Origin of the sequence: Nocardia sp. CA-135953, assembly GCF_050955735.1 — a bacterium.
Lineage (GTDB): Bacteria > Actinomycetota > Actinomycetes > Mycobacteriales > Mycobacteriaceae > Nocardia.
The window spans coordinates 2099114-2119097 of record NZ_CP192082.1 but is presented as its reverse complement, the minus strand read 5'-3'; the positions used below and the strand labels follow the sequence as shown (position 1 = coordinate 2119097).

17 protein-coding genes and 2 pseudogenes are annotated in these 19984 nt (G+C 66.7%); 7 read left to right on the top strand and 12 right to left on the bottom strand.

The genetic code is table 11. The features are described 5' to 3' along the window. Positions 1–72: 72 nt before the first annotated feature. The 5 genes from ACQPXH_RS09755 to ACQPXH_RS09735 all read right to left on the bottom strand — a co-directional run bounded on the left by ACQPXH_RS09755 (position 73) and on the right by ACQPXH_RS09735 (position 6581). Complete coding sequence (locus ACQPXH_RS09755) at positions 73–1455, bottom strand: alpha/beta hydrolase family protein (protein WP_433601996.1); 1383 nt, start codon at positions 1453–1455, stop codon at positions 73–75. A 251-nt stretch (positions 1456–1706) separates the two neighbouring features. Continuing rightward, positions 1707–2015 carry a hypothetical protein gene (locus ACQPXH_RS09750; RefSeq protein ID WP_433601995.1) on the bottom strand — a complete coding sequence of 103 codons (309 nt, stop codon included), beginning with the start codon at positions 2013–2015 and terminating at the stop codon, positions 1707–1709. Between the two features lie 199 nt (positions 2016–2214). Beyond that, positions 2215–3249, bottom strand: a complete 1035-nt coding sequence (locus tag ACQPXH_RS09745) for an ATP-dependent 6-phosphofructokinase (protein WP_433601994.1) — start codon at positions 3247–3249, stop codon at positions 2215–2217. Positions 3250–3320: 71 nt separating this feature from the next. After that, a complete protein-coding gene (locus ACQPXH_RS09740) occupies positions 3321–5546 on the bottom strand; it encodes a protein kinase domain-containing protein (protein ID WP_433601993.1) in 2226 nt (741 codons plus the stop codon). Positions 5547–5699: 153 nt separating this feature from the next. Next, a complete protein-coding gene (locus ACQPXH_RS09735; protein WP_433601992.1) occupies positions 5700–6581 on the bottom strand; it encodes a serine hydrolase in 882 nt (293 codons plus the stop codon). A gap of 367 nt (positions 6582–6948) precedes the next feature. Here ACQPXH_RS09735 and ACQPXH_RS09730 point away from each other — a divergent pair, with 367 nt between their 5' ends. Beyond that, positions 6949–7431: an adenosine-specific kinase gene (locus ACQPXH_RS09730; RefSeq protein ID WP_433601991.1), complete on the top strand. Its 483-nt coding sequence runs from the start codon at positions 6949–6951 to the stop codon at positions 7429–7431. Between the two features lie 119 nt (positions 7432–7550). Here ACQPXH_RS09730 and ACQPXH_RS09725 read toward each other — a convergent pair whose 3' ends face one another. Both ACQPXH_RS09725 and ACQPXH_RS09720 read right to left on the bottom strand, forming a co-directional pair. After that, the gene (locus ACQPXH_RS09725) at positions 7551–8714 is read right to left on the bottom strand and encodes an NADH:flavin oxidoreductase (protein ID WP_433601990.1); all 1164 of its coding nucleotides are present in this window, start codon (positions 8712–8714) and stop codon (positions 7551–7553) included. After that, positions 8714–9292 carry a TetR/AcrR family transcriptional regulator gene (locus ACQPXH_RS09720; RefSeq protein ID WP_433601989.1) on the bottom strand — a complete coding sequence of 193 codons (579 nt, stop codon included), beginning with the start codon at positions 9290–9292 and terminating at the stop codon, positions 8714–8716. Before ACQPXH_RS09720 ends, ACQPXH_RS09725 begins: the two co-directional genes overlap by 1 nt. Before the next feature lie 135 nt (positions 9293–9427). Here ACQPXH_RS09720 and ACQPXH_RS09715 point away from each other — a divergent pair, with 135 nt between their 5' ends. Further along, positions 9428–9805 carry a DUF488 domain-containing protein gene (locus ACQPXH_RS09715; protein WP_433601988.1) on the top strand — a complete coding sequence of 126 codons (378 nt, stop codon included), beginning with the start codon at positions 9428–9430 and terminating at the stop codon, positions 9803–9805. Positions 9806–10122: 317 nt separating this feature from the next. Here ACQPXH_RS09715 and ACQPXH_RS09710 read toward each other — a convergent pair. Continuing rightward, a pseudogene (locus ACQPXH_RS09710) lies at positions 10123–10488 on the bottom strand (ATP-dependent helicase C-terminal domain-containing protein); the annotation flags it as partial. Between ACQPXH_RS09710 and ACQPXH_RS09705 the strand changes: the two are divergent. The 3 genes from ACQPXH_RS09705 to ACQPXH_RS09695 all read left to right on the top strand — a co-directional run bounded on the left by ACQPXH_RS09705 (position 10420) and on the right by ACQPXH_RS09695 (position 13520). Further along, positions 10420–11574 (top strand): FIST signal transduction protein, encoded by a 1155-nt coding sequence (locus tag ACQPXH_RS09705; protein WP_433601987.1) that lies wholly within the window; start codon positions 10420–10422, stop codon positions 11572–11574. The pseudogene ACQPXH_RS09710 and the gene ACQPXH_RS09705 overlap by 69 nt on opposite strands. Then, positions 11571–12332, top strand: coding sequence for a Mut7-C RNAse domain-containing protein (locus tag ACQPXH_RS09700; protein WP_433601986.1), 762 nt, complete (start codon positions 11571–11573; stop codon positions 12330–12332). Before ACQPXH_RS09705 ends, ACQPXH_RS09700 begins: the two co-directional genes overlap by 4 nt. Positions 12333–12482: 150 nt before the next feature. Then, positions 12483–13520 carry a DMT family transporter gene (locus tag ACQPXH_RS09695; RefSeq protein WP_433601984.1) on the top strand — a complete coding sequence of 346 codons (1038 nt, stop codon included), beginning with the start codon at positions 12483–12485 and terminating at the stop codon, positions 13518–13520. Here ACQPXH_RS09695 and ACQPXH_RS09690 read toward each other — a convergent pair. After that, positions 13501–15024, bottom strand: coding sequence for a glycosyltransferase (locus ACQPXH_RS09690; protein WP_433601982.1), 1524 nt, complete (start codon positions 15022–15024; stop codon positions 13501–13503). The genes ACQPXH_RS09695 and ACQPXH_RS09690 overlap by 20 nt on opposite strands. Further along, a complete protein-coding gene (locus ACQPXH_RS09685; RefSeq protein WP_433601981.1) occupies positions 15024–15749 on the bottom strand; it encodes a DUF2334 domain-containing protein in 726 nt (241 codons plus the stop codon). Before ACQPXH_RS09685 ends, ACQPXH_RS09690 begins: the two co-directional genes overlap by 1 nt. A gap of 406 nt (positions 15750–16155) precedes the next feature. Between ACQPXH_RS09685 and ACQPXH_RS09680 the strand changes: the two are divergent. Continuing rightward, a pseudogene (locus tag ACQPXH_RS09680) lies at positions 16156–16320 on the top strand (thiolase C-terminal domain-containing protein); the annotation flags it as partial. A 22-nt stretch (positions 16321–16342) separates the two neighbouring features. Here the strand turns inward: ACQPXH_RS09680 and ACQPXH_RS09675 are convergent. Beyond that, a complete protein-coding gene (locus ACQPXH_RS09675) occupies positions 16343–17077 on the bottom strand; it encodes a dienelactone hydrolase family protein (protein WP_433601979.1) in 735 nt (244 codons plus the stop codon). A 263-nt stretch (positions 17078–17340) separates the two neighbouring features. Here ACQPXH_RS09675 and ACQPXH_RS09670 point away from each other — a divergent pair, with 263 nt between their 5' ends. Continuing rightward, positions 17341–17892, top strand: coding sequence for a dihydrofolate reductase family protein (locus tag ACQPXH_RS09670; RefSeq protein ID WP_433601977.1), 552 nt, complete (start codon positions 17341–17343; stop codon positions 17890–17892). Positions 17893–17933: 41 nt separating this feature from the next. On the opposite strand, the gene ACQPXH_RS09665 is transcribed toward ACQPXH_RS09670, so the two are convergent. Next, the gene (locus ACQPXH_RS09665; RefSeq protein ID WP_433601975.1) at positions 17934–19967 is read right to left on the bottom strand and encodes a protein kinase domain-containing protein; all 2034 of its coding nucleotides are present in this window, start codon (positions 19965–19967) and stop codon (positions 17934–17936) included. Positions 19968–19984: the final 17 nt, after the last annotated feature.

Here is a 19984-nt window from a genome sequence, read left to right as displayed (position 1 = left end):
CGCCGGGAGCGTCCAGCTAGCCGGTGCCGACCCTCGCCAGCTGTGCGGCACCGGAGCAGCGGGGCGGTTCGGCTAGCGGGGTCGAGTGTGTTGGGCGAGCCAGGTGGTGGTGTAGGTGAGGACGTCGGGGGCGATGGTGGTTTCGATGCCGGTGTATTCGCTGGGCAGGCCGGAGTTGGCCGGTTGCATGAGGTGATTGAGGTCGGGGAAGACGTGGACGGTGACGTCCGGGTCGGCGGCCATACGGTCGCGCATCGGTTGTTCGTTCTGGGTGGCGAGGACCTGCATGTCCTTGGTGCCGAAGAAGGCGAGGACGGGGATGCGCAGGGCGGAGAGCGCGGGGGCCGGGTCGTAGGTGATGAAGGATGCCATGTAGGTGGTGTTGTAGGCGTCGAGGGTTTCGACGGAGGCGCGCTGGTTCGGCGGTAGGGATTCGTTGTGGCGGTAGGCGAGGTCCTTGGCGGCGGCCAGGTCACCGGCGCGGATCAGGTTGGTCCACTCGGTGATGTAGGTCACCTGATCATCGATTCGGGACTGCGGTGCGCCTGCCGCACTGAGCAGTGCGCGGTTCTGCTCGATCAGCACCTCCCACCCGGGTACCGAAGGGCCGGCCATCAGGATCGCGAAGGCGACGCCGCTGTCCGGGCGGGATGCCACCAGGGGTGTGAGATAGCCGCCCTCGCTGTGACCGAACAGCCCGACGCGGGCCGGGTCGATATCCGGGCGGGCGCGTAGGAAGCCCACGCCGGCGGCCGCATCCGCGGCCAGATCGTTGTACGTGGCGTCGTCGAGTTTGCCGCTGGTGCCGCCGACGCCGCGGTCATCGGTGCGCAGTACGGCATAACCCGCCCGGGTGTAGGTGTCGGCCAGCAGCAGGAAAGGCTTGTGGCCCATGAGTTCTTCATTGCGGTCCTGGGGACCGCTGCCGGAGATCATCAGGATTGCCGGGAAGGGGCCGTTGCCCTCGGGCAGGGTCAGTGTGCCCGCGATGGTGATATCGCCGTTGCGGTAGGTGACGTCTTCGGAGCGGTAGGGGTACGGCGGTTTCGGCTCCTGCGGATGCGCGGACGTCCCGATCTTGCCGGGCTCGAGCGTCAACGGCAGGCTCTGGCCCGCTTGCCGGAACTCGCCGCTGATCCGGTTGGCGTCCTTGTCGAGTTTGCCATTGAACGCCGGATCGCCCGGAATGTTCGGAATCGCGAACGCCACCCGATCCGGTTCGGCGGAAACATCTTTCAGCGCCGCGCCGTTCACCCCCTGCGACGGGATGTCGACGGTGGCGCTGCCGTTGTCGGCGAAACTCACCCCCACCGGCAACGGCGCTCCGGGCACCTCGATGGACCCGTGCCAATCCCCGATCAACGACCGGGTCCGGCCCTTGTCCGACGACGAACACCCCGCCACCAACGCAACAATCAGGACCAGAACCGGGACGAGCCATCGCCCAGTGCGCATTCCGCAACACTACCGATCCGCGCGGACATATCGAACGAACTCACCCACACGGCGTCCCGATCAGGTGGAACTGGTGGCGAAGGCTTCTCGGCGGGGGACCGCCATCAATTCCACCTGATCTTTGATCGCGTGGTGGTTCCGGTTGCGCTCGGCAACCGTTCGGATCGCCGGAGATTCGGCAGAGTGCCACCGTCCGATCAATCGTCGGGCAACCCAATCAGCTTTGGCATCCAGTCCGGCGGGGCGGAGGTTCAGGCCCCGTGGGCGTATCGGACCGCGGCGGCGATCGCGTCCATGTCGAGTTCGAGAGTGGGGTCCTCTTCTTGTGCCTCTTGGAATTCCAGCATTGCGTCCGACATGCTGCCGCGGCGTGCGATGGCGAGGAGTTCACGGCGGACGTAGGCGCCGAGCGGGAGTTCGGCGGCACGGGCACGGCGACCAAACATGCCGAGGGCGTCGGCGGGCAGGTCATAGACCTGGATGAGGGTTACCGCATCGGAGTCGAATTGCGGGGTCAGATCGCGGCCCTGGGCTTCCAGGAATTCCACAATCGTGTCCACGGAAGTTCGCCGATGCGCCATTGCAATCAGTTCCTGACGGACCTGAGCTTCGATCGATATGCCCGCGATGCGAGCACGGCGGCGGAATACGGCGACAGCATCGGTGGGCAGGTCGGATACCTGGAGTTGAGCCACGACGACCAGAGTAGCTGTGCGACAAGGAATTCGGCAGGTCTCGATTGTGCAACAACCGCCGGAATCAGCCGAAAAATGCCTCGGCTTCGCGGTAGCGCTCGGTGGGCACGCGCTTGAGCTGCTTGGTGGCCTCGGACAACGGAACCAGATCGATGGAAGTGCCGTGCAGAGCAACCATTTGGCCGAATTGTCCGGCATGTACGGCTTCGGCGGCATGCAGACCGAAGCGGGTCGCCAGCACCCGGTCGTATGGGGTCGGGCTACCGCCACGTTGGACGTGACCGAGCACGGTGGTGCGGACCTCTTTGCCGATGCGGCGTTCGATCTCGGTGCCCAACTGCTGGGCGACACCGGTGAACCGTTCGTGGCCGAATTCGTCGATGCCGCCCTCGAGCAGAGCGAATCCCGAATCCGGGGCCGGATGCGCGCCCTCGGCCACCACGCAGATGAAGTGCTTATCGCCGCGCTGGAAGCGGCGCTTGATCATCGAGCACACCTCGTCCACATCGAAGGGCACCTCGGGAACCAGCGTGAGGTGCGCGCCGGCCGCCACGCCCGAGTTGATCGCGATCCAGCCCGCGTGGCGGCCCATCACCTCGACCAGCATGACGCGCTGATGCGATTCCGCGGTGGTATGCAGCCGGTCGATGGCCTCGGAGGCGATGGACAGCGCGGTGTCGTGGCCGAAAGTGACGTCGGTGCAGTCGATGTCGTTATCGATGGTCTTCGGCACCCCGACCACCGGGACGCCCTCGTCGGACAGCCAACTCGCGGCGGTGAGCGTGCCCTCGCCGCCGATCGGGATCAGCGCCTCGATCCCGTTGTCGTCGAGGGTGCGTTTGATCTGGTCCAGTCCGGCACGCAGTTTGTCGGGATTGGTGCGAGCGGTGCCGAGCATCGTGCCGCCCTTGGTGAGCAGGCGGTCGGTGCGATCGTCGTTCTGAATGGTGATCTTTCGGTCTTCGAGTAGCCCGCGCCAGCCGTCCTGGAATCCGACGATCGCGTCCCCGTAGCGTCCGTTCGCGGTGCGAACGACGGCACGGATGACCGCGTTCAGTCCTGGACAGTCGCCGCCTCCGGTCAACACTCCGATGCGCATGGCGCATATCTTGCACCGCTTCGCGCGATCGCGCGGTCGCACCCCCGTGAACACCGGGTAACGGCTACGACTCAATACACATAGACGATGGCGTTCTCGCCGCCGCTACAGGTTGCGAATTGATCACCGGCCGTGCAATTCATCTTGTAATCCCGATTGTTGATCGGGCTGTGCGCCATGACCGATCGATCGGTAATAGTGCTGTCACCACCATTCGCGTACGCCTTGCGCACCTCCTCGGCGAAGGCGCAACTGGTGACGGTGGTGCCGATCGCGGACGAGGTGAAACGGCCGAGCGCCGGATACAACTGGGCGCACGGTTTCGCACCGGCTGGCAGGTGTGCGGGCATGGTCGTGGTAGTCGGCTGGCCGGAATGTTGGCTTGCGTTGTGCACCTGCCAGCCGATAATTCCCCCGATCGCCAGGATTACGAGCACCGCGCAGATCCAGACGATGCGCAACGATCGACGCGCAGGAATGGGTGTCGGATCCGGTGGATACGGTGCGTCGGATTGGGGCATCGGCATGCCGACGGTTCTCGACAGTGCCTCGGTGGTCGCGTCATGCGGTGGGATATCGCTACGCATCGGATCCGATGAGTGCCCGGGCACGAATGTCGGCTCGAGTCCGGTGATCTGCTGCGGTCCCCTGATGGAGTGCGATTGAGGTCTGTTCGATTGCTGCGAACCGCTCCCTTGCGGTTGGCCGCCCGTCCGTTGCGGACCGCCCGCCGACCGCGGACCACTCGCCGACGGCAGCCCGCCCGCAAACGGCGGACCGTCACTCGTCGCCGGCGTACCACCTGCCCGCTGCGGCCCACTCGCCCGCGCCGAACCGCCCGCCTGCCACGGCCCGCCTGACTGCCGGGGGTCACCTGAGTGCTGCGGCCCACCAGACTGCTGCAAACCACTTTGCGAGCCACCCGACTGCGACACACTCGCCGATGCCGGACCGCTCGTCTGCGAACCGCCCGCCAATTGCGAACCGCCCGGCGGCTGCGGTCCGCTCGTCGATGGCGAACCCCCGGCCCACTGCGATCCACCAGCACGCGGCGAACCACCCACCGATTGCGACCCACCCGACTGCTGGGAATCGGTCGCCCGCGGCGAACCGCCCGACTGCTGCGAACCGCCCGCTTGATACAGCCCGCCCGCCGACCGCGAACCAGCTGGCTGTTGCGCCTCACCCGACTGTTGCGCCTCACCCGACTGCTGCGGACCACCCGACTGCTGCGGACCCAGCTGCGGCGAACCGCCTGCCTGCTGCACACCACCAGCTGACTGCGATCCACCCGACTGTCGCGGGCCGCCTGCTGATTGCGACCCAGCTGACTGCTGTGGCCAGTTCGGCGACTGCCGATCGATCGTCGATTCCGGTCCGAAAGTCGGGAAGATGATGGTCGCTGGGGCGGGTTGTGGGTTGGAGATCTGGGCGGTCGGCAAGTCCGAGTTCGGCACGGACGATGTGCCCGATACCGCGGCTCTGGCCGCCGAGGCGAGCGCGCGGGCCGTTGGGTAGCGGTCGGCGGGTTCCTTCGCCATGCCGCGGGAAATGACCTCGTCCAGTGCGCCGGGCAGTCCGGCTCGTTTGGTGGTCGGGCGAGGTGGTGGCGTCGAAAGGTGGGCTCGGATGAGCGAACTCATGCCGTCGGCGGGAAAAGGTTGTGCGCCGGTGAGGCATTCGAACAGCACGCACGCCAGGGAGTAGACGTCGGCGGTGCCGCCGATCGGTGCGGTGTCGAATCGTTCCGGCGCGATGTAGCTGTAGGAGCCGATGGCTTGGCCCGTCGCGGTGACGCTGGGGTCGCGCTCGGAGCGGGCGATGCCGAAGTCGGCGAGGTACGCGAAATCCGAAGGGGTGACCAGGATATTGGCGGGTTTGACGTCGCGATGCACCAAACCCTCGGCATGCGCGGCATCGAGAGCCGCCGCGACCTGTTCGATGAGGCCGACCGCACGGCTGGGGCTCAGTGGCCCCTTGTCGCGCAGCACCGAGCGCAGATCGCTGCCCCGGACCAGCCGCATATCGATATAGAGCACACCGTCGATCTCGCCCCAGTCGTGAATCGGGATGACGTGCGGTTCGGCCAGCCGCGCGGCGACCCGGGATTCGTGCCGGAATCGCTGCTGGAACCGCGGATCGTCGGCCAGCGCCATAGGCAGCAGTTTGACCGCGACCACCCGATCCTTGACCGTGTCGTACGCCTCGTAGACCTCCCCCATCCCGCCGCGGCCCAGCAGTGCACGCAACTCGTAGGGTCCGAATCGCGTACCGGCCCGCGACTGCGTTTCGTCCACCCCGTTACCTCCACCTCGCCGAACCGCGCCACGGTCGTGGTCCTGCGATCTCACCCGTTAGTCGGGATTCTCGGGTGCCACCGTTACCCGGTCAAGTGTGCGCGCCCACGGGGCCGCCGCGCGAACCTGCGGGCACGCGCACTTTGACCGGGTTCAGGAACAGCTGCCGCCGGAGAATTCGTCGAGGTGCTGGGAGATCACGGTGGCGAGCCGGTCCAGGATGTTCGTTCCCTCGGAGAGGCTGCCCGAATCGGGCTGGATGGCAATGGCGACCGCGATCTGACCGCCCGGTCCCTGGATCAGACCGAACTGGCGGACCAGATAGGAGCCGGAGGTGTCGGGCCCCCAACCACCTTTGAATTCCGCGCCCTTGAGTTCGCCGAGGCCCCAGCGCTGACTCGACGTGATCTGTTCCATCAGATCGATCACGTCCGAACTCTGCGGTAGGCATGGCAGCCGGGAGGCGAACCGAACCTGTTCGGTGAGCGCCCAATCCGCCTGTCCGAATGCGGAGGCATCGGAGCGCGTCTTGGTGGCGGGCACCGTGGTCTTGGTATCGCCGCCCTCGCGCAGCACTGCCTCGACCGCCCTGGCCGCCTCCTGGCCGGTGCCGAGCGACTGCCAGAGGGTATCGGCCGCGGTGTTGTCGGACTGGGTGATCGCCGCCGTCGCCGCGTAGCTCGAGCTCGTCGAACTCTTGCGCTGCGAAGCGATGACCAGCGGTACCTTCATCGTCGACCAGGCGGGTCCGGTGGTCCAGTCGCCGAAGGTCACCATCTTCTGGCCACCGACCGGCATGATCGCCATGCCCAGCTTGCCGTGCACACTCAACTGCAGTTCCTGGAAACCGGCGGCCAGTGTGCCCGGCACAGTGACGGATAGGTGCTGCTGATCGGTGTGCGCGGCGGCCGCGGTGATGCTCGGCTCCGCAGAGTACCTGTCGGCGTCCGTGCCGCATCCGGCCACCATGAGGAGTCCGGCCAGCGCGGTAACGCCGACCGCTATTCGCAGGCGCCGGGATAGCTCAAAATACATACTTCGACACATTCTCGTTTCGAACTCCCCCGCGTTTCGATGTCAACACGGCGTCCCGACACCGTACTTGGCATCGACACCGACCGCCCACCGCAACGGCGCCAACGCCGCCGAACCCCGAACAGCGACAACGGCTTACAGCGTGGTCAACCGGCATGTACACCGTAATGCGTCCGCTTTGCGCCACTGGTAGTCCATGGCCGCGCACTGCCGACCTCATCCGCGAACTCCTTGTGTTCATCGCCTCGCAACGTACTCGACAATTCCGACACGGCCCACTTTTCGTGGTACCAGGGGTACTGCGCGCCTCGAAGGGACGGGCGTGTCACCCTGGCGCAGAGGCTCGAATGCGGCGCAGGATAGTTCGATGGAGCTGACTTCGGTACACATCGATAAGCCGGACGATCTCAACGTCATCATCGGGCAGGCCCACTTCATCAAGGCGGTCGAGGACCTGCACGAGGCACTGGTCGGGATCAGTCCGCATCTGCGTTTCGGGTTGGCATTCTGCGAGGCGTCCGGGCCGCGGCTGATCCGGACCTCCGGCAATGACGACGATCTGACCGAGCTCGCCACCAAGAATGCCGTCGCGGTCGGCGCGGGACATTCGTTCATCGTGTTCCTGCGCGAGGGCTATCCGGTCAATGTGCTCAATGCGGTACGGCTGGTCCCCGAAGTCTGTGGAATATTCTGCGCCACCGCAAATCCGGTCGAGATATTGATTGCCCAGACCGAATCGGGACGCGGAATTATCGGAGTCGTCGACGGGGGCGCGCCACTCGGCGTAGAAGGCCCCACCGAAAAAGAGACCCGCAAACAACTACTGCGCCGAATCGGCTACAAACTGTAATCCCCCCCCAAATTCCCGCCCTCGACGATCGCAAACTCAGTCCCGGGATCTGGACACCTGATCACCATGTATTGGCGGCGGCAAATCTCGAGAGTGCCCCGCCGGCAATACATTCTCGGCTAATTGTCGCGGAGGACGCAGCGGGTGCGGGTGTAGATGGTTGGCATGCATTCGTTGCAGTGGGTGCAGGATGATCGGGTGTTCTGGTCGGCTTGGATGCGGAGGAGGAGGTCTGGTTCGCGCAGTAGGGCGCGGCCCATGGCGACGAATTCGAAACCCTCGGCCATTGCTGTGTGCATTGTGTCGAGGTCGGTGATGCCGCCCAAGAGGATCAATGGCATCGATAGTTCTCTGGGGAACTGCCGGGCGCGTTCGAGCAGGTAGGCATCGCGGTATGGGTACTCGCGGAGGAAGCCGCGGCCCATCAGACGGAAGCCCCAGCGTGCCGGGGCAGGAAGGACTTTCGCGAATTCCTTGCGTGGCGCGTCGCCGTGGAACAGGAGCATCGGATTGAGCAGGGAGCTGCCCGCGGTGAGTTCCAAGGCATCCAGTGCGCCGTCCGATTCCAGCCAGGCGGCCACCTGCAAAGACTCCGGGAGCGAAAGGCCGCCGCGCACACCGTCTTCCATATTCAACTTCGCGGTGACAGCCAAGCGGTCACCGACGGTTTCGCGCACCGCTACCGCGACCTCGCGGGCGAGCCGGGCGCGGTTGCCCGGGGAGCCACCGTAACGATCCTTGCGCCGGTTCAGTAGCGGGCTCAGGAACGAACTCACCAAATAGTTGTGGCCGAAGTGGATTTCGACCGCATCGAAACCCGACTGCTCGGCGAGCCGGGCGGCATTCGCGTAATCGGCTATGACCGTGGCGATTTCGGACAAGTCCGGAACGTGCATCGGGCGCATACCGAGTGGGCTGAACATTCGGCTCGGCGCCAGTGCGGGTGCGCGATTGGATGCGGCATCGGCCACCGGTCCCGCATGACCGATCTGGGCGCTGACGGCAGCGCCTTCGGCGTGCACGGCGTCGGTGAGTTTGCGCAGTCCGGCGACGGCTTCCTGGCGCATCCAGATCTGGTGCCGGTCGGTGCGGCCGCCCGGCGATATCGCGCAGTAGGCGACCGTGGTCATACCCACTCCGCCTGCGGCGATTTCGCGATGGAAGTCGATCAGTTCGTCGGTGACCAGTGCGTCCGGTGTTCGTCCCTCGAAGGTCGCGGCCTTGATCACCCTGTTGCGCAATGTGATCGGGCCGAGTGTGGTCGGTGCGAATACTTCGTTCATCATTTCTCTCCTGGCGTGGTCAGTCCGGCGACCACGAAATCCCGCAGTGTGCGGACCGCCTCGTCCGACAGCTCCTGCTCCCCGGTGCCGACAGCGGCGAACCGCACGATGATCAGGTCGAACGCCAATCCCCAGCGCCGCCGACTCTCACGTTCGCTCAGCTCCGGCAGCAAGCCGACCCAGGTGTCCATGCGGAACCAGTGCCGACGCCACATCGTCGGGTGCCGCCCGAGGACGAATTGGGCCAACAACCGCAGGTGCAGCCGCCCGACGGGATCGGCCGCCAATCCGATGAACGGCTCGATCACCGCATCCACCAGCGCCGCCACCGAACCGTGCGCGGCCGTCACCTCGGCCAGCTGTTCGGCCCACAATGAGCCGAGCCGAGCCTCCAGCAATGCCGCGACCAGCGCTTCTTTCGAGCCGAAGTGATAGTGCACCGCAGCGGGATTGGCGCCGGCCGCCGCGCAGATCGCCCGCACCGAGACCTCGTCGTACCGCTCGGTGAGCAAGAGTCGCTCGGCCGCCGACAATAGCCGCTCGCGCGTGCCCGCTGACGCGGCTGCCTGTTCCACCATGACTGCAGTCAATCACGTTCCAATCATCGTTTCAATCATTGATTGAAACGATGATTGCCGACGACGACAGGCCTAGCATGGGAGCTACCTCTGGAAGCTCCACGCGAGGAGAAGTGACCAGCTCAGGATGGGAGCATGATGGGCCAGCACGTCACCTACCGGAGAATCTATGAAGCGCCGATTCCGGCGGACGGCACCCGCGTGCTAGTCGATCGGGTCTGGCCGCGCGGGATCCGCAAGGAAGACGCGCACCTGGACGAGTGGATGCGCGATATCGCGCCGTCGACCGAACTGCGCAAGTGGTACGGGCACCAGCCCGAGCGCTTCGCCGAATTCCGTCGCCGATATCTAGCGGAACTGCGCGATACCGAGCACCGCGACGCCGTCGCGCGGCTACGCGACATCGCCCGCGAACATTCGGTGACGCTATTGACCGCTACGCGCGACGTCGACCACAGCCAAGCCGCCGTCCTAACGAACTTGATTGCATCAGAAGAAGATTCGCCGACCTGATCCATCGGCACCCAGCCCCGCATCCAGATTGCGTGCTGCGCTATCCGCCTCCCGTAGCTCGCCGAGCAAAGTGATATGGCGGTCGAATTCGGTGTCGGCGACCACCATTCGACTACGTTCGACGGGACCTCGGGGCCGGGCAGCGATGCGGCACTCGCCGGCGTTGTGGGAGGTGCCGCGGTGAGTGGGAACGGTGGCGGGATCCTCCGGCCATGCGCGCTTGGGGTAGCGACCGCGCAGGTCGCTGCGGCCAGCCGGTGCGCCAGGTCCGCGGTAATCGTGACGGGACGTTGGGCGGGCGAGAGCAGGTGCGGCACGATTGGCACTAGCCCATCGGCCAGCGACGGTGTCCGCGTCCAGCCGAAGACCTCCTGCACCTTGACCGCGAGCACCGGCGGGTCGGCGGCGTAATCGAGACGGACGCGACTGCCGGCGGGTGCTGGCAGGCGTGTTGGGCTGGGATTACGGTGCCCCTCAGCATGCAGACGGCCGGCTGGTTCCTTTACCGATGCGCACGCCCACCGCTCCGACGGCGCACGCTGCTCCGATTTCGCCGAAATGCCTTGTGTGACAACACTACCCGCGCGAACATAGGGGTTCGCTACGATAGAGATGTGCGGATCGGAGTAGGGCTCTCCACCGCGCCCGGAGCGTGGCAGGCAGGAGCGGAAGCCGCAGCGCACGCCCGCGATCGGATCGCGGGCGAGACGCCGTCGCTTGCTGTGTTACTGGCATCACGTGCACATACCGACGATGCCGCGGCCGTACTCGCCGGAGTCCACCAGACCGTCCAGGTGCCCGCACTCGTCGGATGCGTGGCGCAGGCGATCGTGGCCGGCCGCCGTGAGATCGAGGACGAGCCCGCGGTGGCGGTATGGCTGGCATCCGGATTGCCCGCCGCCGAGACATTCCAGCTCGACTTCGTCCGCACGGCGACCGGAGGGGTACTCGCGGGCTACCGCTTCGACAAGGCCGCACGCGACTTCCACCTGCTGCTGCCCGACCCGTTCTCGTTCCCCGCCGACATTCTGCTCGAGCACCTGAACACCGAGCTGCCCGGTACCACGGTGATGGGCGGGCTGGTGAGCGGCGCGCGCGGGCCGGGCGGCTGCAGGCTGTTCCGCGACCGTGATGTAGTGACCTCAGGTGCGGTCGGCGTGCGACTTCCCGGACTGCACGGAGTTCCCATCGTGTCGCAGGGCTGCCGACCGATCGGCTATCCGTATATCGTCACCGGCGCGCGTGGCGCGCTGATCACCGAATTGGGCGGCCGACCGCCGATCGTGCGGTTGCGCGAGATCGTCGAGGTAATGCCACCCGACCAGCAGGAACTGGTGACCCACGGGTTGCAGATCGGCATCGTGGTAGATGAGCATCTGGCAGTACCCGGACAGGGCGATTTCCTGATCCGTGGGCTCCTCGGTGCCGACCCGTCGAGCGGCGCGCTCGAGATCGGCGAGCTCGTCGAGGTCGGCACAACCGTGCAGTTCCAGGTCCGCGACGCGGTGGGGGCGGACGAGGATCTGCGTGCGGCCCTCGTCCGAGTGGGTTCGGATCTGCCAGGACACCCAGCGGGGGCGTTGCTGTTCACCTGCAACGGGCGGGGGCGCCGGCTGTTCGGGGTCGCGAACCACGACGCCGCCATGATCGAGGACCTGCTCGACGGCATACCGCTCGCGGGCATCTTCGCCGCGGGCGAGATCGGTCCCATCGCCGGCCGCAATGCGTTGCACGGATTCACGGCATCGATGGCGGTATTCGTCGAATGAGCGTCGACCTGCGGGTCTACGCCGAGCTGAACGATTTTCTGCGGCCCGACGAGCGATACACGGTGCTGCGTCGACCGTTTCGTCCGCATCAAAGCGTGAAGGACGTCATCGAGGCGGCCGGTATCCCGCACACCGAGGTCGACCTGGTTCTGGTCGACGGGCAACCCGTCACCTTCGGCCGGCGCCCCCGCGAAGGCGACCGGATCACCGCCTATCCCGTATTCGAGACTCTGGACATCGGCCGGGTTACCCGGGTGCGCCCACACCCACTGCGCGAGCCGCGCTTCGTCGCCGACGTCAATCTCGGCGGACTCGCCAAGCTGATGCGGCTGATGGGCCTGGACGTGCACTGTCAATGGGACGCCGAGGACGCCGTACTGGCCGAGCTGTCGGCGGCCGAGCACCGGATCCTGCTGACCCGCGACCGTGGACTGCTGAAGCGGCGCAACGTAACCCACGGCGTGTACATCAGATCGGACCAGCCGGTCGATCAGATCGTCGAGGTGATCCGACGATTGGATCTCGTCGAGCACTTGGCGCCGTTCACCCGCTGCCTGCGCTGTGGTGGCGCCGTTGTCGCGGTCGCCAAAGCCGAGGTCGAAGATCGGCTGCAACCGCTCACCCGCCGCCATTACGACACGTTCCGGAAGTGCCGCACCTGCGGACGGATCTACTGGGAGGGATCACACCAGGTCCGGCTCAACGCAACCGTGCAGGCGATCCGCACCCGCCTGAACCGATCCATTCTGTGTCAGTAGGGTTACCGAAATCAGTTTCTGTGTCAGTGGGCGGGACGGATGCAGGAACGGGTGACCGAGCGTGCTCCTGTCCGTCATCGAAGGCAAGGAGGGCGTAGCCGTCACCCTGGGGACAACCGTGGTTCATACGGGGTGTCCAGGATGTGCGGTGTGGCGGGAGCGAACGGACACAGCATGGCGGGCAGTATCGCCTGTGCGGTGGTGGCCGCGGTGCTGTTCGCCGTCGCTGCGGCATTGCAGCAGGACACCGTGCGGAAGGCGGCGACCGCGGAGACGAGCGGCGCGCGCGTACTGGCGGTGGGTCCGCTTGCGCGCCGGATGCTGACCAGCCGGCGCTGGCTCGTCGGCCAGGGTTTGAGCGTCGCAGGGTTCGGATGCCATGCGGTGGCGCTGCGGCTGGGCGCGTTGCCGATGGTGCAGGCATTGCTGGTGGTGCAGCTGCTGTTCGCGTTGCCGCTGGCCGCGCGACAGCGGAAGCGCCGACTGCTGCGCCGGGATTGGGTGGGCGCCGCCATCGTGTGCACCGGGCTGGTCCTGCTGATCGCGCAGGGTGTCCCGCATGGGGTGCCACGACCGGAGACGCTGCCACGGGCGGGCATGGTGGTGGTGACAGCGGTGGTCGTGTTGTTCCTGCTGTCCCGTGCGACCCGGCCGACCCAGCTGCGCGCCTCGCTGACCGCCGTGGCGGCGGGGTTCTGCGTCGCCAGCACCGCGGTGCTGGTGTCCGTCGGCACGTCGGAGCCGCATCGGTACGGTTGGATACTGCTCGGCGTTCCGGTGACCACCATCATCGGCGGCATCCTCATCCAGGAGGCATTCGCGCACGGCTCCCTGCCGACCGCGCTGACCACTGTGACCATCGCCGATCCGGTGCTCAGCTACGTCGCCGGACTCACCCTCTTCACCGCGACCACCGAACCACACCCGCTCCCCCTGGCGGGTGCCGCCGCCCTGATCCTCGGAGGCGTTGCACTGCTCGCGAATTCACCCACCCTGCACGACGAGCGTGACAGCGACATTCCCGGTCGACACGACGGCGACATCCACAGCGCAACCGATGGTGACCTTCGCGGTGGACGCGCCGGCGGTGCCGAAGACGGGCATGGCGACGACGTTCGCGGACAACGTGCGGGCGGCATCCGGGACCGACGCGATGGCGATAACTTGGCTATCGACCAGGTGTCGTGAAATCCGTTCTGGGTGCTCGGATTCGTTTCTCGCGGGGACGGGTGGATATCGCACCGGGTTCGAGGTCGGCGTAGAGCGCGAGCATTCCGGAGACGGTGATCGACCAGGAAAAACGTTCGGCGCTGCGGCGGGCGGCCTGGCGGCGCCGATCGGCGGGATGGGTGAGCAGGGTGCGCACACCGTCGGCGAGACCGGCGGGAGTGCCGTCGCAGTCGACGCCGGAACCCAGGGGACCGAGCAGTTCGCGGGCGGCACCGTCGCGCGGGACCACCACGGGCGTGCCGCATGCGAGCGCCTCGAGCACGGCTAGACCGAATGTCTCGGCGGGAGAAGGGCACAAGGCGATGTCGGCGTTCGCGAGTGTGGCCGCCACCAGGTTTCGGTCCGCGACATGGCCGAGGAAGGTCACCGGCAGGTCGGCCGACTGGCGCTGCAGGCCTTCCCGCATCGGTCCGTCGCCGACCACGGTCAACCTGACCCGAATACCGCTGTCACACAACAGCCGGACCGCATCGATCGCCCGGTCGGGACACTTCTCGCGGGACAGCCTGCTCACCATCACCAGCTGGACCGCGCTGTTCGGATGGTGCTGCGCCGAGTGGAACTGCCAGTGCGGCAGCGCATTCGGGCTGGAATTCCACGGTGCGGACCGGCCGTGGTGTAGTGCGCTCGCGGCGGGATCTGCCGAAGAGTGACCTGTGGAGTCCACCGGGGTTCGACCGGAGCGATTCGGAAGACGATTCTCGCCGGGGCCCGATGCCGTGTTCGACGCGCGTGACGGACGCACTATGCGCGGCAACCATCGTGTGCGCTCCGAGCGGTGGCAGGCGGAATGCGTTGTGCTGCTGCCCTTTCGCGGCAGTGCCGACGGCTGGACCGTCGGCGTGGAACGCGAGACCGCGGCGATCGTCGGCGTGTGCCCTCGCCCGCCCACCGCACCGAACACGCCGGGATCGATCGGACGGAACGTGTGCAGATCCACCCCGAGCGGGATCCGGCGCACATTAGCGGCGCCGATGCGGGTAAACTCCGCAGCCGCGAAACCCGAGGTGACGACGATATGTTCGGCGCGTGCGGCCAGCTGGCGGTTGGCCAGATCCGCGGCCGTGACGAGTGGAAACCCAGGTGGTACCCGGGTGCGCAGGATGGCGTCGATGCGTTCGTGTGAGAACAGCACCACTGGTATGCCGTTACGGCGAGCCCACGGTGCGAGCCAGCGCATGCTCAGTTTGTCGCTGCATTCGAGCACCTCGGGGCCCACGCTCTCCAGTATCGGGAGGGTACGCGCGGAGGTGAGGACATGGTAGCCCGCCGCACCGAATCGGCGGCCGCGCACCGTGATCCGGCGCCCGGATGAGGTGAGCACGTCGGCGTCGGACAGGCCCGGCACCACCAGAACCCGATCGTGTCCCGCAGCGAGATAACCGCGACCGATCTCATCGACGCAAGTGCGCAAACCTCCGGACGCCGGGGTGTAGAAGTTGGCGACCTGCACAATCCGCATCAGCCGATCACCTCCGCATAGGTTGCCGGGCGCGCACCTGCGCGGAGCGCGGCATCGATTCCCCGCAGCGCGGCGTCGCGCAGCCCGGGGTAGTGCAGATCGTCGGGGTGCAGGGCGATTCGGACCAGGCCGTCGCGCTTCGCGGCACGTCCGGCCAGCCGGGGCAATAGCCCGGCCGCGGTGCGTTCACCCCATCCGCCGGGGCGTTGCGACAGCGCGAACCCCCGCACCCGAAGGCCGGTCCGCAGATCCCGCACGCCGAAATGATCGGTGGTGTGCGAGAAGCCCGCCCGACGCAGCACCGAGTCCGAGGCCGGCGAGGACAGCCAGCCCGGTGGAGTGAAACCCGTTGTGGTCAGGCCCATCTCGTTCATGACCGTGATGGCCTGCCGGAGCCGGGCGTCTGCCGCGGCGACGTCGAGCGCGGCGAATTCAGCGGCGCCGCGTGCCACCATCCGGGCGACCGCGCGGCGGGCGAACGAACCCTCCTTCGGGGCCCGGTGTTCCCAGCCGTGCAGCATGATCTCGTCGCCGTGAGCGCGGCGCTCGCGCAGGAACTTCCCGTAGTCGGGCGCGTCGGCCAGGCTCGCACCCCGCCATGGACCCGGGATCACCAGGATCGACACCGGGATGCCGAAGGCGTCGGCGTCGGCGCACCAGCGCGCGGTTTCCCGCTCGGATGCCGGAGCAACATCATGGACACTCACCACCAGTCGTGCAGGCACGGGCGCAGGTTAGCAACGAACGGTTGCGGCCAACTGAACAACAGGGATGCGTTGCCAGGCGAATCGGGATCGGTATATCGGAACCGTGACGACCAGCTACGACACACAGATGCGCGGTCCTGGCGTGCGACGCTATGCGACCTTCGTGTACGTCAGATCGAAGTCCGTCTTCCAGATCCTTCGGTCCTCGGCTAGCTCCCAGCGACCCAGGATCGTCGCACCGTCGTCGGAAAACCTGCCGGAAATCGCTGTGCGAAGGGCTCGCCGTCGCGCAGCCATGTCCAGATGCCGTAGGTCAGGATTATCTCAACGGCGGCCCGCAAGGAGATCCGGCCCGCATCGTCCATTCCCCGGCGCAGACCTCCGGGCGCCTGCGTGCCGATTCGTCGGTAGACGGGTTCATAACTGCTTCGGTGAGGCGATCCCCGCACAGGCGATCGCTCAGATCTGCGAGCCCACTCGGCAACTGCGCGGCCGAGCCGACAGCCGCCAAGTGGAGAACGCCCGTGCGGGTATCGCGGTGCATCAGGGCCTCTTCGGCCACGGCTCGGCAATCATCGCCGCCTGCTGAACCGAGGCCGATATCGCCCCACTTACTTCAGGTGCCGGGCGAAGAACCGGTTCCCCTCCTCCCCCGCGAACTGTGGGACGCCGGTGTGCCCGCCCATATTGGCGTGCAACGTCTTCTCCTCGGAGCCGAAGGCGTCGAACAGGTCCAGGGCCATCTGCCGGTCGTTCCCCTCGTCGTCCCACTGCAGCAGGACATGCAGCGGAATGGTGACCTGCCGGGCCTCCTCGAGTATGGCGCGCGGCACGAAACTCCCGGCGAACAGAACGGCGGCCGCGATGCGCGGCTCGACCACCGCCAGCCGGGTGCCGATGGAGATCACCCCGCCCGAGTAGCCGACCGGGCCGCCGATCTCGGGCAGCGCGAGGAGTGCGTCCAGGGTGGCCTGCCATTCCGGGACAGCCTTGTCGACCAGCGGCAGGATGAGCCGGTCGACGATCTCGTTGTCGACCGGCCCGCCAGTCGCCAGCGCCCGGTGCAGGTCGGTGAGGGCCTGATCGGCGGCGGCCGAACGGGGTCGGTCACCGCTCCAGGGAAGCTCGATGGTGGCCACGGCGTAACCCTCCGCCACGGCATGCCGGCCCCTGTCCAGCAGTCGCGGGTACGCCTTGCGCAGCCCGAGGGGAGGGGGGCTGACCAGGATAAGCGGCACCGGTTCGGACGCGGATCCGGCCGTCCACAGGATGCCGGGGATCTCGCCGAGGGTGAATTCGCGCTCGAGGATGTCGTCGTCGAGGCGCTGTTCGGTAGTGAATTGCACGGTCGTGCCTTTCGGGAGTGCTGTTGAACGGCGCTCCCGGACGACCTATCGCCCGACCGTGACCCCGGAGGGGAGCACCCATGTCGATACTGCGTTCACGGGTACCACCTCCTCGTTGTCTTGCACGGCTTCCGGAAAAGTAGCAGTGGTCACCGTGGTCCGCCAACGGGTTTTTGTGGAGGCTCCGGGACCGGATGCCACTGAGTCACTCTTTGTCCGATGAACGCCGATGAATTTCGAGCGCGTAGGAGGTCTAACCGGTCATGAGGAAACTGATCTACGGGTTGAGCGTGTCCCTGGACGGCTACATCGAAGACCGCGACGGCAGCATCGACTGGACCAACCCGGACGATGAGCTGCACCAGTTCCACAACGACCGCTACCGCGAGATCGAGGTCTCGCTGCACGGCCGTCGCCTGTACGAGCTGATGGCCGAGTACTGGCCACACATACCCGAGGACGCGCCGCGAATCGAGCGTGAATTCAGCAGGCTCTGGACGGAGAAGCCGAAGGTCGTCTTCTCCCGGACGCTCACCGAGGTCCACTGGAACAGCACGCTGATCAGCGAGAACACGGTCGAGGAGGTGCGCAGGCTCAAGGCTGGAGGCGATGGCGTCATGGAGGTCGGTGGCGCGAGCCTCGCGGCCTCGCTGATGCCACACGGGCTCATCGACGAGTACCAGCTGTTCGTCTCGCCCGTGGTGCTCGGGGGCGGCACACCGCTGTTCCCATTGCTGGACAAGCGCATCCAGCTTCGCTTGGCCGAGACGAGGCACTTCAACACCGTGGTGATGCTGCGCTATCTCGCCGACTGAGGTCCGTTCAACCGCAACAGCCGTGAGGTCATTTTCCGGTGTCAGTAGATGTAGACCACAGCGTTTTCACCGCCGGTGCAGGTCACCAATTGCCCCTCCGCGACGCAGTTCATGGTGTAGGTCCGGCCGGTGACCGGACTGGCTGCCACTACCGAGCGCGATGAGCGCGAGACGTTCGTGGCGGCGGATTCGGCGTAGGCCTTGCGGACCGCTTCGGCGAAACCGCAGCTGGTGACCGCGGATCCGGTGGCCGACTGGGTGAAGCTGCCCGCGACGGATTGACCGTTCGTGCAGTTCGTCGCGCCAGCGGGCAGGGTGACCGAGGTAGGTGCGGCCTTGGTGGTCGAGGTCGACGGCGATGTGGTCGAACCGCCTGCCGTGCCGATGGCGGCCGTCGTGGTCACCTGCGCACCTGCCCGCACAGTCGAATCCCCGGACTTGCTGGAGCCGAGCACCTGCCAGCCGATGGCACCGCCGACCGCGAGCACCACGATGACGAAGACGGTGACCATGATCGGCAGCATGACCGATCGATCCCGCTGATACGGATCCGCGGCGGGATCCTGCGCGTAGTAATCGTTTTCGTAGTCGGGTTCGGCATAGCCCTGCGGCGAATACTCGGCCGGTTGCGGCGACGGCCGGTACGGGTTGGGCGCCGCATGGGCGGGACCGCGCGGCGGCTCGAATGGCGGTGTGCCGGAGAAGGGCTCCGGCATCGGTACCCGGCGCGTCTCCAGATCGGACGAATCCTGTTGCGCACCATACTGTTCCGGATACTGCCGCGCCGGGTATCGAGCCTCCGGGTACCCCGCTTCGGGGTAATGCGATTCCGGATACCGCTGAGTCGGCGGAGCCGCCGGATCACCCGCTTCGGGGTAATGCGATTCCGGATACCGCTGAGTCGGCGGAGCCGCCGGATCACCCGGGTACCGCGGTGACGGCAAATGCTGCGGAAACTCCGGCGGCGACTCCTCGTACAAATGCGCATCCGGAAACGGCCGCACCTGCCGGCCGACCCCGGGCGACCCGAACGGCGGACCCGCGGGCTGCTGCGGCGGCAACGGCGTGAACTGCAGATCGGCGGGCGAGACCACCGTCGGCCCGGTCGGATGGATCACCGCCGGAATGGTTCCCGTCGACTCCGCGGGCGAGGCCGGACTGCGGTGCACCACAGCCTGATCCGACGGTCCGCGCGACGGATCGGGCGGCCGCACGATCAAGGTCGGCGTATTCGGGGCGGGCGCGGTGCCGAGGGTGGCCCTGGCCGCCCGCGCAAGATCGGTCGCGGTCGGGAAGCGATCGGCGGCCTCCTTGGCCATGCCGCGGGCGATCACCTCGTCCATCGCCGCGGGGACGCCCGGTCGCTGCACGCTCGGTCGCGGCGGCGCCTCGGTGAGGTGCGCCCGGATCAGTCCACTCATGCTCCCGGCCCGGAACGGTGTTGCTCCGGTCAGGCACTCGTGCAGTACACAAGCGAGTGAGTAGATATCGGCGCGACCGGTCACCGGTCCGGAATCGAATCGCTCCGGGGCCATGTAGGTGTAGGAACCGATGGCCATGCCCGCCTGGGTGACCGCGCTATCGCCCTCGATATGGGCGATGCCGAAATCGACCAGGTAGGCGAAATCCGCCTCGGTGACCAGGATATTGGCCGGCTTCACATCGCGGTGCACGAGACCGTCGGCGTGCGCGGCATCCAAACCGGCCGCGATCTGCTCGATGATGCCGATCGCGCGCTCGGCGCTCATCGGCCCCTGATTGCGCAGGATCTCGCGCAGATCGGTGCCGGGCACCAGCCGCATATCGATGAACAGCACACCGTCGATCACGCCCCAGTCGTGGATCGGGATGATGTGCGGTTCGGCCAGTCGCGCCGCCGCCTGTGATTCGCGACGGAAGCGCACCTGGTAGATCGGGTCCCTGGCGAGTTCGTCGGACAGCAGTTTGACCGCGACCACGCGGTCCTTCACCGTGTCGTACGCCTCGTAGACCTCGCCCATACCCCCTTTGCCGAGCAGCGCTCTGAGCTCATACGGCCCGAACCGTCGGCCGACTCTCCATCCAGGTCCGTCCACCCCGTCATTCCTCCACA